The organism is Pseudomonas sp. C6002, from assembly GCF_013385805.1.
GTDB lineage: Bacteria > Pseudomonadota > Gammaproteobacteria > Pseudomonadales > Pseudomonadaceae > Aquipseudomonas.
On record NZ_JACAPH010000032.1, the window covers coordinates 68,336 to 83,754 of the forward strand.

Annotated in this window: 15 protein-coding genes; 14 read left to right on the forward strand and 1 reads right to left on the reverse strand. The window is 62.3% G+C overall.

The annotated features are described in order from the left end of the window. Nucleotides 1-63 precede the first annotated feature (63 nt). The 11 genes from HX817_RS23750 to HX817_RS23800 are packed head-to-tail and all read left to right on the forward strand — an operon-like array spanning nucleotide 64 to nucleotide 8,629. A complete protein-coding gene (locus HX817_RS23750; RefSeq protein WP_177041473.1) occupies nucleotides 64-2,355 on the forward strand; it encodes a DNA internalization-related competence protein ComEC/Rec2 in 2,292 nt (763 codons plus the stop codon). Between the two features lie 31 nt (nucleotides 2,356-2,386). Then, complete coding sequence (locus HX817_RS23755; protein ID WP_004371363.1) at nucleotides 2,387-3,022, forward strand: MotA/TolQ/ExbB proton channel family protein; 636 nt, start codon at nucleotides 2,387-2,389, stop codon at nucleotides 3,020-3,022. After that, on the forward strand, nucleotides 3,019-3,447 hold the full coding sequence (locus HX817_RS23760) for a biopolymer transporter ExbD (protein ID WP_004371361.1): 429 nt from the start codon (nucleotides 3,019-3,021) through the stop codon (nucleotides 3,445-3,447). Before HX817_RS23755 ends, HX817_RS23760 begins: the two co-directional genes overlap by 4 nt. Then, on the forward strand, nucleotides 3,447-4,457 hold the full coding sequence (gene lpxK, locus HX817_RS23765) for a tetraacyldisaccharide 4'-kinase (RefSeq protein WP_177008421.1): 1,011 nt from the start codon (nucleotides 3,447-3,449) through the stop codon (nucleotides 4,455-4,457). Before HX817_RS23760 ends, lpxK begins: the two co-directional genes overlap by 1 nt. 24 nt (nucleotides 4,458-4,481) lie before the next feature. Then, on the forward strand, nucleotides 4,482-4,667 hold the full coding sequence (locus HX817_RS23770; protein WP_003174668.1) for a Trm112 family protein: 186 nt from the start codon (nucleotides 4,482-4,484) through the stop codon (nucleotides 4,665-4,667). Continuing rightward, complete coding sequence (gene kdsB / locus HX817_RS23775; protein ID WP_177027686.1) at nucleotides 4,664-5,428, forward strand: 3-deoxy-manno-octulosonate cytidylyltransferase; 765 nt, start codon at nucleotides 4,664-4,666, stop codon at nucleotides 5,426-5,428. Before HX817_RS23770 ends, kdsB begins: the two co-directional genes overlap by 4 nt. Then, a complete protein-coding gene (locus tag HX817_RS23780; RefSeq protein ID WP_004371338.1) occupies nucleotides 5,428-5,892 on the forward strand; it encodes a low molecular weight protein-tyrosine-phosphatase in 465 nt (154 codons plus the stop codon). The genes kdsB and HX817_RS23780 overlap by 1 nt, the downstream gene beginning before the upstream one ends. After that, nucleotides 5,889-6,908 carry a UDP-N-acetylmuramate dehydrogenase gene (gene murB, locus HX817_RS23785; protein ID WP_004371335.1) on the forward strand — a complete coding sequence of 340 codons (1,020 nt, stop codon included), beginning with the start codon at nucleotides 5,889-5,891 and terminating at the stop codon, nucleotides 6,906-6,908. The genes HX817_RS23780 and murB overlap by 4 nt, the downstream gene beginning before the upstream one ends. Nucleotides 6,909-6,915: 7 nt before the next feature. After that, nucleotides 6,916-7,059 (forward strand): hypothetical protein, encoded by a 144-nt coding sequence (locus HX817_RS23790; protein ID WP_177041366.1) that lies wholly within the window; start codon nucleotides 6,916-6,918, stop codon nucleotides 7,057-7,059. Further along, a complete protein-coding gene (locus HX817_RS23795; protein WP_008434978.1) occupies nucleotides 7,059-8,045 on the forward strand; it encodes an XdhC family protein in 987 nt (328 codons plus the stop codon). Before HX817_RS23790 ends, HX817_RS23795 begins: the two co-directional genes overlap by 1 nt. Continuing rightward, nucleotides 8,042-8,629, forward strand: coding sequence for a nucleotidyltransferase family protein (locus tag HX817_RS23800; protein WP_177041368.1), 588 nt, complete (start codon nucleotides 8,042-8,044; stop codon nucleotides 8,627-8,629). The genes HX817_RS23795 and HX817_RS23800 overlap by 4 nt, the downstream gene beginning before the upstream one ends. A gap of 67 nt (nucleotides 8,630-8,696) precedes the next feature. Here HX817_RS23800 and rne read toward each other — a convergent pair whose 3' ends face one another. Continuing rightward, nucleotides 8,697-11,969 carry a ribonuclease E gene (gene rne / locus HX817_RS23805; protein ID WP_177041370.1) on the reverse strand — a complete coding sequence of 1,091 codons (3,273 nt, stop codon included), beginning with the start codon at nucleotides 11,967-11,969 and terminating at the stop codon, nucleotides 8,697-8,699. Nucleotides 11,970-12,707: 738 nt separating this feature from the next. On the opposite strand from rne, the gene rluC reads away from it, so the two are divergent. From rluC to HX817_RS23820, 3 genes are read left to right on the forward strand one after another with little or no spacing between them, the layout of a single operon-like run. Next, nucleotides 12,708-13,667: a 23S rRNA pseudouridine(955/2504/2580) synthase RluC gene (gene rluC, locus HX817_RS23810; protein ID WP_004371325.1), complete on the forward strand. Its 960-nt coding sequence runs from the start codon at nucleotides 12,708-12,710 to the stop codon at nucleotides 13,665-13,667. Further along, on the forward strand, nucleotides 13,654-14,316 hold the full coding sequence (locus tag HX817_RS23815; protein WP_004371323.1) for an HAD-IA family hydrolase: 663 nt from the start codon (nucleotides 13,654-13,656) through the stop codon (nucleotides 14,314-14,316). The genes rluC and HX817_RS23815 overlap by 14 nt, the downstream gene beginning before the upstream one ends. Before the next feature lie 21 nt (nucleotides 14,317-14,337). Then, a complete protein-coding gene (locus HX817_RS23820; RefSeq protein ID WP_004371321.1) occupies nucleotides 14,338-15,330 on the forward strand; it encodes a S49 family peptidase in 993 nt (330 codons plus the stop codon). Nucleotides 15,331-15,419 lie beyond the last annotated feature (89 nt).

The following is a 15,419-nucleotide window of genomic DNA, read 5'->3' on the forward strand; positions in this document are numbered from 1 at the left end:
CACACCGCTAGCCCGGCTAAGACTCAATGGGTCGCTTTCAAGGAAAGATCCATGAGAACAGGGATGTTCGCACTCGCGCTGGGGCTGCTCGCCTTGCGTTTTTTACCCGCGTTGCCGTCTGGCGGCTGGCTGTTGTTGATGCCGGTGCTGGCCCTGGTGCTGTTGCCTTTTCGTACCTATCCGCTGGGGTTTTTCCTGCTTGGCCTGGGCTGGGCATGCCTCAGCGCCCAGTGGGCGCTGGATGACCGGTTGGCCCCGCATCTGGATGGCCAGACCCGCTGGGTGGAGGGGCGTGTCAGCGGGTTACCGCAGCAGATGGGCGACGGTGTGCGCTTCGAACTGACCGACAGCCGGTCACGCAAGGAGCTGCTTCCCAAGCGCATTCGCGTGTCCTGGCGCGGCGGTCCGCCGGTTAAGAGCGGTGAGCGCTGGCGACTAGCGGTGACTCTCAAGCGTCCTTCCGGATTGCTCAATGCCGATGGCTTTGACTATGAAGCCTGGCTGCTGGCCCAGCGGATTGGCGCCACCGGCTCGGTCAAGGACGGCCAACTGGTGGCACCGGCACGACATGCCTGGCGCGACGGGATTCGCCAGCGGCTGCTGGCAGTGGATGCCCAGGGGCGAGAGGCGGGCCTGGCGGCGCTGGTGCTCGGCGATGGTTCCGGGTTGGCCGCCGAGGATTGGCGGGTCCTGCAAGCCACTGGCACCGTGCATTTACTGGTGATATCCGGGCAGCACATCGGCCTGCTGGCGGGGTTGATCTATGGCCTGGTCGCCGGTCTTGCGCGCTACGGGGGTTGGCCGAAACCTTTGCCGTGGCTGCCCTGGGCCTGCGGCCTGGCGTTTGCTGCAGCGCTGGGCTACGGCCTGCTGGCAGGTTTCGAGGTGCCGGTGCAACGGGCCTGTGTGATGGTGGGCCTGGTATTGCTGTGGCGTCTGCGGTTTCGTCACCTGGGAATCTGGTGGCCGCTGTTGCTGGCGCTGGACGCGGTGCTGATCCTCGAACCGTTGGCCAGCCTGCAGCCGGGGTTCTGGCTGTCTTTTGCGGCTGTTGCGGTGCTGATTTTGGCGTTCAGTGGCCGATTGGGCCCCTGGCCCTTGTGGCAAGCCTGGACCCGCGCCCAATGGATGATTGCCATCGGCCTGTTTCCGCTGCTGCTGGTGCTCGGCCTGCCCATCAGCCTGAGCGGGCCGCTGGCCAACCTGGTTGCGGTGCCGTGGATCAGCCTGGTGGTGCTGCCCCTGGCCTTGCTGGGTACGGTGTTATTGCCGCTGCCTTATATAGGAGAGGGGTTGTTATGGCTGGCGGGCGGCACGCTGGACGGGCTGTTCAAGGCACTGGCGCTGCTGGCGCAGTACTTGCCGGCCTGGATACCGGCGCAAGTGCCCATTAACTATTGGCTGGTGAGCCTGCTGGGGGCGGTGCTGTTATTGCTGCCCAAGGGCGTCCCGTTTCGGCTGCTGGGTTGGCCGATGTTGCTGCTGGCGGTGTTTCCGCCGCGGGAGTCGATACCTCATGGGCTGGTCGAGGTGGTGCAACTGGATGTCGGCCAGGGGTTGGCGATCATCCTGCGTACCCGCAACCATGTACTGCTGTATGACGCCGGGCCGCGCTCCGGTGAGTTCGATCTTGGCGCGCGTGTCGTATTGCCTGCGTTGCGCAAGCTGGGGGTCGCAGAGCTGGACGTGATGCTGCTCAGTCATGCCGATGCCGATCATGCCGGCGGCGCGTTGGCCGTCGCCCAAGGGTTGCCGGTCAAGCGTGTGGTGGGCGGTGAGACGGCACGGCTGCCGGCCTCGCTCGGTACCCAAGCGTGTGTCAGCGGCGAGCAGTGGGAGTGGGATGGCGTGAGGTTCGAGCTATGGCAATGGCCTGATGCGACGGACGGTAACCAGATGTCCTGCGTGTTGCGGGTGCAGGCCAATGGCGAGCGCTTGTTGCTGACCGGGGATATTGACCATGACGCCGAGCGGGCATTGCTGGCCACTCCCATGGGCGCTCCTGTCGATTGGCTGCAAGCGCCGCACCACGGCAGCCGCAGCTCGTCGTCATGGGCCTTTCTACAGCGCCTGGCACCCAAGGCCGTGTTGATTTCCCGGGGGCGCAGCAATGGATTTGGCCACCCGCATCCACAGGTGCTGGAGCGTTACCAGGCCATGGGCAGCGCGATTTATGACAGTGCCGAGCAAGGCGCACTCCGCCTGCAACTGGGCACCTTCCAGCCGCCGCTGGCCGCGCGCAGCCAGCGGCGTTTTTGGCGCGAGCGCCCACCGCAAAACAGCGTTACCAAAGAGCGGCCCCTGCGACAGGATGCTCTGGGGCAGGCCAGCCCTTCCACCGGACCCTTATGGTAAAGTGGCGCACTTTTTCGAGGGGACATTCACTGTGTGGGAATTGGTCAAATCCGGCGGCTGGATGATGTTGCCGATCATTTTGAGTTCCATCGCCGCACTCGGCATCATCGCCGAACGCCTATGGACCCTGCGTGCCAGCCGTGTAACGCCTGACCACCTGCTGGGCCAGGTCTGGGGCTGGATCAAGAACAAGCAGCTCGACAAGACAAAACTCAAGGAACTGCGCGCCAACTCGCCCCTGGGTGAAATCCTCGCCGCCGGCCTCGCCAACTCCAAGCACGGTCGCGAGATCATGAAGGAGTGCATCGAAGAGGCCGCCGCCCGGGTCATCCATGAGCTGGAGCGCTACATCAATGCCCTGGGCACCATCGCCGCCATGGCACCGTTGCTCGGCCTGCTCGGTACGGTGCTGGGCATGATCGATATTTTCAGCTCATTCATGGGGTCGGGCATGACCACCAACGCCGCAGTGCTGGCCGGTGGTATTTCCAAGGCCTTGATCACCACGGCGGCGGGCCTGATGGTCGGTATTCCTTCGGTGTTCTTCCACCGTTTCCTGCAACGGCGCATCGACGAACTGGTGGTGGGCATGGAGCAGGAAGCCATCAAGCTGGTGGAAGTGGTACAGGGCGACCGTGACGTGGACCTGGTTGAGGGCAACGCGTGAAATTTCGTCGCAAGCAACGGGAAAACGTCGATATCAACCTGGCGTCGTTGATCGACGTGGTGTTTATCCTGCTGCTGTTTTTTGTCGTCACCACCACCTTTACCCGGGAAACCCAGCTGCGCGTCGACCTGCCGGAAGCCGTCAGCGGTTCGCCGGCGGAAGACCAGCAGGCCAAGCAACTGGACATCGCCATCAGCGCCGATGGCGTGTTCTCGGTGAATAACCAGTTGCTGGAGAAAAACGACCTGGCCAGCCTGATGGAAGCGCTGCAAAAAGAGTCTGGTGGGGACACTAACTTGCCACTGTCCATCAGCGCCGATGGCAACACCAAGCACCAGGCCGTCATCACGGCGATGGACGCTGCCGGCAAGCTCGGCTTCAGCCATTTGCGCATGACCACCGTCGAGGCGGCGAGCCAACCCTGATGGCCATGACTGATCGTTTGCTCAAGGCCTGGTACGAAGGCCATCCTGCACTTGCGTTATTGCAGCCGCTGGAATCCCTCTATCGCCGGGTGGTGCAGCGCAAGCGCGCACGGTTCCTGGCGGGCGAGGGCGAGATCTATCAGTCGCCGGTGCCGGTCGTGGTGGTAGGCAATATCACGGTGGGTGGCACCGGCAAGACGCCCATGATTCTCTGGCTGATCGACCATTGCCAGCGCAGTGGTTTGCGCGTCGGTGTGGTCAGCCGCGGTTATGGCGCCAAGCCGCCACAGTTTCCATGGCGCGTAGAGGCCGATCAAACCGCTGCGGTGGCGGGGGACGAACCCTTGCTGATCGTGCAGCGCAGCGGCGTGCCGCTGATGATCGACCCCGACCGCAGCCGCGCCGTGAAGGCGCTGTTGGCCAGCGAAACCCTCGACCTGATCCTCTCCGACGACGGCCTGCAACATTACCGCCTGGCCCGTGACCTGGAACTGGTATTGATTGACGCCGCTCGCGGGCTGGGTAACCGTCGCTGCCTGCCGGCGGGCCCGTTGCGTGAGCCGGTCGAGCGTTTGCAGAGCGTCGATGCGCTGCTTTACAACGGCGCAGGTTCTGACCGTGACGACGGCTTTGCCTTCCGTCTGTTGCCTGCCGCGCTGGTCAACCTGCATACCGGCGAGCGTAAACCCGTCGAACACTTCCCGGTGGGGCAGCAGGTACATGCGGTGGCCGGCATCGGCAACCCGCAACGTTTCTTCAATACCCTTGAAACGCTACACTGGCGCCCAATACCCCATGCTTTTGCCGACCACGCGCCGTACAGCGCCGAGGTCTTGAATTTCACACCGGCACTGCCGTTGGTCATGACTGAAAAGGACGCGGTGAAGTGCCGCGCCTTTGCCAGGCCCGACTGGTGGTACCTTGCGGTGGACGCGGCACCGTCACCGGCGTTTATCGCCTGGTTCGACACGCAGTTGATGCGCTTGCTGCCCGCTCGCCTTTTGCCTTAAAACGCTGCTCTCCAGGACATACTCATGGACACCAAACTGCTCGATATCCTCGCTTGCCCGATCTGCAAGGGGCCGCTCAAGCTCAGCGCCGACAAAACCGAGCTGATCAGCAAGGGCGCCGGCCTGGCGTACCCGATTCGTGATGGCATTCCGGTAATGCTCGAAAGCGAAGCCCGCACCCTGACCACCGACGAGCGCCTGGATAAATGACCACCGCCTTCACCGTTGTCATCCCGTCCCGCTACGCCTCCACCCGCCTGCCCGGCAAGCCGCTGCAACTGATCGGCAACAAGCCGATGATCCAGCTGGTGTGGGAACAGGCCTGCAAAAGCAGCGCCGAAAGGGTAGTGGTGGCCACCGACGATCCGCGCATCATCGAGGCCTGCAAAGGCTTTGGTGCCGAAGCGGTGCTGACCCGTGAAGACCACAACTCCGGTACCGACCGCCTGGCCGAAGTGGCCACCAAGCTGGGCCTGGCGGCGGACGCCATCGTGGTCAACGTGCAAGGCGACGAGCCGTTGATTCCGCCCAGCGTGATCGACCAGGTGGCGGCCAACCTGGCAGCCCATGGCGAAGCGCGCATGGCGACCCTGGCCGAGCCGATTGAAGACATCGAGACCCTGTTCAACCCCAACGTGGTGAAAGTGGTCAGCGACATCAATGGCCTGGCGCTGACCTTCAGTCGCTCCACCTTGCCGTGGGCGCGGGATGCGTTCGCCAAACAGCCTGACGTGCTGCCGGCTGGCGTGCCTTACCGTCGCCACATCGGCATCTACGCCTACCGCGCCGGTTTCCTGCACGACTTCGTGAGCTGGGGCCCGTGCTGGCTGGAAAATACCGAATCCCTGGAACAACTGCGTGCCCTGTGGCACGGCGTGCGCATTCATGTGGGCGATGCCCTGGAAGCGCCGCCGACGGGCGTCGACACCCCTGAAGACCTCGAGCGCGTCCGTCGCCTGCTGGGGGCCTGATGCAGGTTCTGTTCGTCTGCCTGGGCAACATCTGCCGTTCGCCCACGGCCGAAGGCGTTCTGCGCCACAAATTGCGCGAAGCCGGCCTGGCCGATCAGGTTGAAGTGGCCTCTGCCGGTACCGGTGATTGGCACGTCGGCAACCCACCGGACAAGCGCAGCCAGCGTGCAGCGCTGCAACGCGGCTACGACCTGTCGGCCCAGCGTGCACAACAGGTGTCGCGTGCCGACTTTTCCCGCTACGACCTGATCCTCGCCATGGACCAGAGCAACCTGCGCAACCTCAAGGCCATGCAGCCGGCTCAAGGCAAGGCGGACCTGGACCTGTTCCTGCGCCGCTACGACTCGGTGGTGGATGAAGTGCCGGACCCGTACTACGAAGGTGACCAGGGCTTTGAAACTGTCCTCGACCTGATCGAGCGCGCCTGTGACCTGTTGGTGATTGAATTGAAGGGCCGGTTATGACTTTGCAGGTACGGGCACAGGTTTCGCTCAAGCCGTTCAACAGCTTTGGTATCGACGTGCGTGCCCGGCTGTTTGCCGAGGCCCACAATGACGCCGACGTGCGTGAGGCCCTGGCCTGTGCCGCCGAGCAACAACTGCCGTTGCTGGTGATTGGCGGTGGCAGCAACTTGCTGTTGACCCAGGATATTGACGCACTGGTGCTGCGCATGGCCAGCCAGGGCATCCGGGTGTTGCACGACGATGGCGTGCAGGTCGTGGTTGAGGCCGAAGCGGGCGAAGCGTGGCATCCGTTTGTGCTGTGGACCCTGGCCCAGGGCTTTTCCGGCCTGGAAAACCTCAGCCTGATTCCCGGCACGGTCGGCGCCGCACCGATGCAGAACATCGGCGCCTACGGTGTAGAGATCAAGGATGTATTCAGCGGCCTGACCGCCCTTGATCGCCAGACCGGCGAACTGCGGGATTTCAGCCTGGCCGAGTGCAACTTTGCCTACCGCGACAGCCTGTTCAAGCACGAAGTGGGGCGCTGGCTGATCCTGCGGGTGCGTTTTGCCCTGAGCCGCGCCGTGCATCTGAAACTTGAATACGGGCCGGTGCGACAGCGCCTGACCGAGCAAGGCATCGCGCAGGCCACGCCCAGCGATGTCAGCCGCGCGATTTGCAGCATTCGTAGCGAGAAACTGCCCGACCCGGCGGTGCTCGGCAATGCGGGGAGTTTCTTCAAGAACCCGCTGGTGTCCCAGGCACTGGCTGCCGAGTTGCAGCGTCAATACCCGGACCTGGTGGCTTACCCCCAGGCCGACGGGCAGATGAAACTGGCCGCCGGCTGGCTGATCGACAAGGCCGGCTGGAAAGGCTTTCGCGATGGCGATGCCGGCGTGCATCGCTTGCAGGCACTGGTATTGGTGAACTACGGCGCGGCCAGCGGCCAGGACATTGCCGGGCTCGCGCTGCGTATCCAGCAGGACATCGAAAAGCGCTTCAAGGTGGTGCTGGAAATGGAGCCGAATCGCTATTGAACTAAGCTTGTTTTTTGACGCACCAAGCCCTGCATTGCAGGGCTTTTTTATTGCCGGTGAGTTAACTTGGCTGACTACCGATATTTTTGATCAACCCATAGATGCTGTTTATCAAAATCAGTTGCAAGGTTGGCGGGAGGCGAAAGCCTGATGGACAGTGTTGATCTGAATGTATTACGCAGCGTGCTGGAATGGCGCCTCGCCGGGCAGCGAGTGGTGCTGTACAGCGTGGTCCAGACCTGGGGCAGCGCCCCGCGTCCGCCGGGGGCGATGCTGGCCTTGCGCGGCGACGGGGTGGTGATTGGCTCGGTGTCCGGCGGCTGCATCGAGGACGACTTGATCGCCCGGTTGCAGGACGGTCGGCTGCCTGACGACGGGCCGCCGGTGCAGCTTGTCACCTACGGTGTCACCCGGGACGAAGCGGCGCGTTTTGGCCTGCCGTGTGGCGGCACCCTGCGTCTCACCGAAGAGCGGGTGAGTGATCCGGGTTGGGTAGCTGAACTGCTGGCGCGCTGTGAGGCCCACGAGATTGTCGCCCGTGAGTTGGACCTGGCCACCGGCGAGGTGGTGTTGAGCGGTGCGAGCAAGACCGATGTGGTCAGCTTCAACGGCGAGCGTTTGCGCGCGATCTACGGTCCGCGCTGGCGCCTGCTGCTGATCGGCGCGGGCCAGCTGTCACGTTATGTGGCGGAAATGGCTCGGTTGCTGGATTTCGAAGTGCTGATCTGCGACCCGCGCCAGGAGTTTGTTTATGGCTGGGAGGAGCAGCACGGGCGCTTTGTGCCGGGTATGCCGGATGAAGCGGTGTTGAATATCCAGACCGATGAACGCACTGCCATTGTCGCGCTCACCCATGACCCGCGCCTGGATGACATGGCGTTGCTGACGGCCCTCAATTCCCGGGCGTTCTACATAGGCGCGCTGGGTTCGCGGGTCAACAGCCAGAAGCGCCGGGAAAACCTCGCGGCACTGGGGCTCAGTGCGGACGCCATTGCGCGGCTGCATGGGCCGATTGGCCTGCATATCGGCAGCCATACGCCGGCGGAAATCGCCTTGTCGTTGATGGCGGAAATCGTCGCCATCAAGAACGGGATCGATCTGCTGCAGAAAAAGCCGTTGCAGGCAGCGGTCAGTTGACGGGCATCGCCGTAATCATCCTGGCGGCGGGGCAGGGCAGTCGTTTTCGGGCCGAGGCGGGTGCCGATCAGGACAAGTTGCTGGCGCCCTGCGTGGGCCGGGATGGCATCACGCGGCCGGTGATCGAGCAGGTATTGGTGAATTTGCCGCCTGTGGCTATGAGACGTTGGCTGGTGACGTCACCGGATCGCACCGAAGTGATTCGGTTGGCTAAGGTGCACGGTTGCGAAGTATTGCTTTTGCGCTCGCCGGGCATGGGTGACAGCATCGCCGCAGCGGTGGCGGCCAGTGGGCCGTCGGCTGGTTGGCTGGTGGTGTTGGGGGATATGCCGTTTGTCCTGCCGGCAAGTATCGAGCAAGTGATGGCAGGCCTGGAGGAAGACGGTATCAGCGCCCCGGTGCATGCAGGTCAGTACGGGCACCCCGTGGGGTTTGGCCGTTCATTCGGCCCGGCCTTGATCGCGCTGACCGGAGACCGCGGGGCAAAACCGTTATTTGCCAAGGCTTCGGTGCAGGAAGTCGTAGTCGATGATCCCGGTGTGTTGTGGGACGTCGATGTGCCGGCGTTGTTGAACTACCGCTAGCGGATAGCGCAGGCATAAAAAAGCCCCGCCTGATCACTCAGGCGGGGCTTTTTAGTGGCCGATGGAATCAGACGAGGGGTTTAGGCTCGTGCTCTTCTTCCTGGGCCTTAGGGTGGTGCTCTACCACTTCTTCAACGGAACGTACGTTCTCGTCGATGGCAGGGGCACTGTGCTCAACCACGGCTTCGGTGACCGGAGCAGGGGCTGCCTCGGCAACTTCAGCGACGGCTGGAGCGGTTTCGGCAGCGGCCTTGGCAGCAGCGGCAGCCGCTTCAGCTTCCTTGCGACGACGACGCACTTCGCGTGGGTCGTTCGGCGCACGGCCATTTTCGGTCAGGGCGCTGGCCGGAGCGGCTTCAACCACCGGGGCTGCCACTTCGGCAACCACTGGCGCTTCAACCACTGGCGCAGGCTCGGCAACAACGGCAACAGGTTCAGCAGCGACCACCACTTCAGCGACTGGCGCTGGAGCTTCTTCGACCACTGGCGCAGGCGCTGGAGCTTCGACCGCTTCAACCACCGGGGCAGGTTCGGCAGCCCACTGGAAGGCGGTCTGTTCTTCGCGAACTTCACGCACTTCAGGGGTTGGCTCGGCTACCGGTGCTTCAACGGCAGCTTCAACCACGGGCGGTTGTTCAACAACCACTGCAGGCTCGGCAACCACGTCGACTTCAGGCTGAGGCTCGCGAACTTCGCGAACTTCACGAACTTCACGAACGTGACGAGCCGGCGCTACTTCCACTTCCGGAACAACCGGGGCTTCGACCGGGGTCGTTGCTTCAACCACTGGCGCTTCGACGGCTGGCGTCTCTACAACAGTGTTTTCCTGGATGGCAGCGGTGGCTGCTTCAGCTTGCTCGTTGGCCTGGGCTTCAGCAGGTGCGCTGATGACCGAGCTGGCGACAGCAGCGGTAACGGCCAGGCCGGCAGCCAGTTCGGCGCCAGTCGGTTCGCCGGTAGCGGCTGCGTTGGCTTCGCCGGTCTCTTCCGAGCCTTCGATTTCGTTGCCGTTGGCATCACGTTGACGCTCACGACGGTTGCTGCGACGACGCTGGCCACGGGAGCGGCGGCGTGGACGATCGCCTTCGGCGTTGTCCTGGCCGTCTTCCTGTTGCTGGTCTTCGTTGGATAGCAGCTCTTCTTCTTCACCGGCTGGAGCCGCTTGCTCGGCACGTGGTTGACGCTCTTCACGAGGAGGGCGTGGCGCACGTTCTTCACGCGGCTGACGAGCTGGACGCTCTTCAGCAGTGGCAGCGGTGGCAGCAGCAGCGGCTACGGCTGGAGCGGCATCCAACGGCTCGCGCAATTCACGCACGCGTTCTTCACGCTCGCCACGTGGCTTGCGGTCTTCACGTGGAGCGCGTGGAGCACGCGGTGCACGTTCTTCGCGTGGTGCACGCTCTTCACGGGCTACGGTTGGTGTTTCTTCACGGGCTTCGCGCGGTTGGCGCTCTTCACGTGGGGCGCGTTCTTCGCGGGGTGCACGTTCTTCACGAGGCTTGCGCTCTTCGTCACGGCGACCGTTGCGATTGCGGCTCTGCTGGCGACCGTTGCGACGCTCTTCATTGCGTGCAGGGCGTTCAGTCACAGGCTTCTCGACCACAACTGGAGCCACCGGCTCTTCCTTGGTGGCGAACAGGCTGACCAGCGACTTCACCAGGCCCTTGAACAGGCTTGGCTCAGGCAGGGCAGCTGGTGCGGCAACCGGCGCAGCTGCCTCGACCGGAACCGGTGCGTTGGCACGGGCTGGCGCGGTCTTGACGGCGGCTTCCTGGCGAACCAGGGTGCGGGTCGCAGCGGCTGGCTGGACTTCTTCCACTTCGGCAGCGGCAGCAGCGATTTCGTAGCTGGACTGGTTGACGTGGGCTTCCGGGCTGTCATCACGCAGGCGCTGCACTTCGAAGTGCGGTGTCTCGAGGTGATCGTTCGGCAGGATGACGATGCGGGCACGGGTGCGCAGTTCGATCTTGGTGATCGAGTTGCGTTTTTCGTTGAGCAGGAACGCAGCGACCGGGATCGGCACCTGGGCGCGCACTTCGGCAGTGCGGTCTTTCAGGGCTTCTTCTTCGATCAGGCGCAGGATCGCCAGCGACAGCGATTCAACGTCACGGATGATGCCGGTGCCGTTGCAACGCGGGCAGACGATGCCGCTGCTTTCACCCAGGGATGGACGCAGGCGCTGACGGGACATTTCCAGCAGGCCGAAGCGCGAAATGCGGCCGACCTGTACGCGGGCACGGTCAGCTTCCAGGCATTCGCGGACTTTCTCTTCCACGGCGCGCTGGTTCTTGGCTGGGGTCATGTCGATGAAGTCGATCACGATCAGGCCGCCGATGTCACGCAGGCGCAGCTGGCGGGCGATTTCTTCAGCCGCTTCCAGGTTGGTCTGCAGGGCGGTTTCTTCGATGTCGCTACCCTTGGTGGCACGCGCCGAGTTGATGTCGATGGACACCAGGGCTTCGGTCGGGTCGATCACGATGGAGCCGCCGGAAGGCAGTTCGACGACGCGCTGGAAAGCGGTTTCGATCTGGCTTTCGATCTGGAAACGGTTGAACAGCGGAACGCTGTCTTCGTACAGCTTGATCTTGCTGGCGTACTGCGGCATCACCTGGCGGATGAAGGTCAGGGCTTCGTCCTGGGCTTCGACGCTGTCGATCAGCACTTCGCCGATGTCCTGGCGCAGGTAATCGCGGATGGCGCGGATGATCACGTTGCTTTCCTGGTAGATCAGGAACGGCGCGGAACGATCCAGGGACGCTTCCTTGATAGCGGTCCACAGCTGCAGCAGGTAGTCGAGGTCCCACTGCATTTCTTCGCTGCTGCGGCCCAGGCCGGCAGTGCGCACGATCAGGCCCATGTCGGCCGGAGCGATCAAGCCGTTCAGCGCTTCACGCAGTTCGTTGCGCTCTTCGCCTTCGATGCGACGGGAGATACCGCCGGCACGCGGGTTGTTCGGCATCAGGACCAGATAGCGGCCAGCCAGGCTGATGAAGGTGGTCAGGGCGGCGCCCTTGTTGCCACGTTCTTCTTTTTCTACCTGAACAATGACTTCCTGGCCTTCGCTCAGGACGTCCTTGATGTTCACGCGGCCTTCAGGAGATTTCTTGAAGTATTCGCGGGAGATTTCTTTGAGGGGCAGGAAGCCATGGCGCTCGGAGCCGAAATCGACAAAGGCAGCCTCAAGGCTTGGTTCGATGCGAGTAATCCGGCCTTTATAGATGTTGGCCTTCTTTTGCTCGCGTGCACCGGACTCGATGTCCAGGTCGTAGAGGCGTTGGCCGTCTACCAGTGCAACACGCAACTCTTCGGGTTGAGTTGCGTTAATCAGCATTCTTTTCATGTTGTACCGTCGGTTTCCGGGCTGCCGGAAACGGCGTTCGGCACACACGACTTCTCACGGTCGGTGTCAGGTGCGTCAAGAGTGGTTGGCCACTCCAGTGTCCAGCAATACCCGCCAAAATGGGCGGTATCGCGACGTACGCTTCCTGCTTGCTGTGGTGACTTAAGCACTCAGTCAGGAGGAGGAATCAACCGGCGACTGTGGACGAGATGAAGCGTCTAAATATAAGCCTAGTGCTACACAGTCCGACGGTTGTGCATCTCCACCCTACACGTATCCCTGATAATTCGGGTGCTGCCGCGCGCAGAATCCGCAGCGGGTTGGCATTTACCGTGTTCTCCAATGGGGAGTCCACGCTCATGGCTAAACAAGACCGGGTGTGGGCGATTGTGCTCTCACTCAGCTCGTAACAGGCGTTGTTTCCGAAGCATTCGCCGTGGTCTGGCTCCAGACTGACTGCACTTTGTGAACTGGCCGTAAATATCGGCGCAAAAGGCGAGTAATCACTCTGCTTTTTGCACTCGCTTCAGGCCTCATGTCACCTGCGCTTGTTACAATCTCGAGCCTTCCAGGGTGGCGAAAGCCCCGTAGGACGGCCTCGCGTCCTGATGAATTGCGATGGTCAGGGCCGGCAGTTTGCCGCTAGTCCTCTGTCCAGGCCGCTTTTGGCGGCGTTCGCGACTATAGCAGCAATGATTAAGTGCTTCAATTCCATAAAAAATTGTTATCATCGCCGCCATGACGACTACCGCCCCCCAGACCCCCAGCGTCCAGCTGCTCGAGGTCTCGCCGGAATATGCCGGCCAACGCATCGACAACTTTCTTCTTGCCAGGCTCAAAGGCGTGCCCAAGACCTTGATTTACCGCATTTTGCGTAAAGGCGAAGTGCGCGTGAACAAAGGCCGGATCAAGCCCGAGTACAAGCTGCAGGCGGGCGATATCGTCCGCGTGCCGCCGGTGCGGGTGCCTGAGCGTGACGAACCGGTCCCACTGGCCCAGGGCCTGTTGCAGCGCCTTGAAGCGTCGATTGTCTTCGAAGACAAGGCACTGATCGTGATCAACAAGCCGTGTGGCATCGCGGTTCATGGCGGCAGCGGCCTCAACTACGGGGTGATCGAAGCCTTTCGTCAGTTGCGCCCGGATGCCAAGGAGCTGGAGCTGGTCCACCGTCTGGACCGTGACACCTCCGGCCTGTTGATGATCGCCAAGAAACGCAGCATGTTGCGCCACCTGCATGCCGCCCTGCGCGGTGATGGCGTGGACAAGCGCTACATGGCGCTGGTGCGTGGCAACTGGGCCACCTCGATCAAGAGCGTGCGCGCGCCGTTGCAGAAGAGCAACCTGCGTTCCGGCGAGCGCATGGTCGAGGTGGACGAGGAGGGCAAGGAGGCGCTGACCCTGTTCAAGGTGCTGCGCCGCTTTGGTGACTTTGCCACCATGGTCGAGGCCAAGCCGGTCACTGGCCGTACCCACCAGATTCGTGTGCACACCCTGCATGCGGGGCACTGCATTGCCGGCGATACCAAATACGGCGATGAAGATTTCTCCAAGGAAATCCGCGACCTGGGTGGCAAACGCCTGTTCCTGCACGCCTACATGCTGACCGTGCCGCTGCCCGATGGTGGCGAATTGAAGCTGCAAGCGCCTGTCGATGAAATGTGGGCCAAGACCGTGGAGCGCCTGAGTGTCGCACCCTGACTACAAGCTGTTGATCTTTGACTGGGATGGCACGCTGTGTAATTCCATTGGTCGGATTGTCGAGTCGATGCACGCGGCGTCGACCCGTTCCGGTTATGCATTGTGCGACGACCTGGCGGTCAAGGGCATTATTGGCCTGGGCCTGCCGGAAGCGATCCGCACCCTGTACCCGGAGATTGGTGATGACGAGCTGATAGCGTTTCGTCAGCACTACGCCGATCACTACATGGCGCTCGACGCCCAGCCTTCGCCGCTGTTTGAAGGCGTGGCGCAGGCCATGGAAGCATTTCGCGCCGACGGTTATCACCTTGCGGTCGCGACCGGCAAGGCCCGTCGCGGCCTGGACCGGGTGCTCAAGGCCCATGGCTGGGAAGATTATTTCGACGCCACCCGTGCGGCGGACGAAACCGCCAGCAAGCCCCACCCTCTGATGCTCGAGCAGATCCTCGCTCAATGTGGCGTGTCGCCTCGGCAGGCGTTGATGGTGGGTGATGCGTCGTTCGACCTGATGATGGCGCGTAATGCTGGCATGGACTCCGTGGCGGTCAGCTACGGCGCCCAATCTGCCCAGGCGTTGCAGGCCTACGAGCCGCGCCTGACAATTGACCGTTTTTCTGAATTGCAGGCCTGGCTCAGCCGGGCCCATTAAGTCTTTGCTGGGGTAGATGGCATGACCGATGAGTGGAAAGCGCCTGAGAAGGCCAATGCCGATAACAATGGCGATGACAGAAGCTGGAAGTTGCTGGAGAAGACCTTGCTGGCCAGTGTTCAGGAGCAGCGCCGCTCCCGGCGTTGGGGGATCTTTTTCAAGCTTCTGACCTTTATTTATCTGTTGGGCATGCTGGTGCTGTTCAGTCCGCTGATGGACATGGAGAAGAGCGCCACCCGAAGCGGTCATTACACGGCGTTGATCGAAGTGCGCGGAGTGATTGCCGACAAGGAGTCTGCCAGTGCAGACAACATCGTCAGCAGTCTGCGGGCGGCCTTCGAGGACTCCAAGGTCAAGGCTGTGATCCTGCGCATCAACAGCCCGGGCGGCAGTCCGGTGCAGTCGGGTTATGTGTATGACGAGATTCGTCGCCTGCGCGCCTTGCACCCGGACATCAAGCTGTATGCAGTGATTTCCGACCTGGGTGCCTCGGGTGCCTATTACATCGCCAGTGCCGCCGACCAGATCTACGCCGACAAGGCCAGTCTGGTGGGTTCGATTGGTGTGACGGCGGCCGGTTATGGCTTTGTCGGCACCATGGAGAAGCTCGGGGTTGAGCGTCGTACCTACACGTCGGGTGAGCACAAGTCGTTCCTGGACCCGTTCCAGCCGCAAAAGGCGGATGAAACCCAGTTCTGGCAGGGTGTGCTGGATACCACTCATCGGCAGTTCATTGCCAGTGTGAAGCAGGGGCGCGGTGACCGGCTCAAGGATAAGGAGCATCCGGAGCTGTTCTCCGGTCTGGTCTGGTCTGGCGAGCAAGCGCTGCCATTGGGCTTGATCGATGGCCTGGGCAGTGCCAGTTCGGTGGCGCGGGACGTGATTGGCGAGAAAGAACTGGTGGACTTCACTGTTCAGGAATCGCCGTTTGACCGTTTCTCCAAGAAGCTGGGTGCCAGCGTGGCTGAGAAGCTGGCGCTATACATGGGCTTCCAGGGTCCGACCCTGCGCTGAGAGCTTGAGCGCGACATGGCTCGAAATGTGGGAGCTGGCTTGCCTGCGATAGCATCACCTCGGTGCAACTGATGTACCGAGGTGTCTGC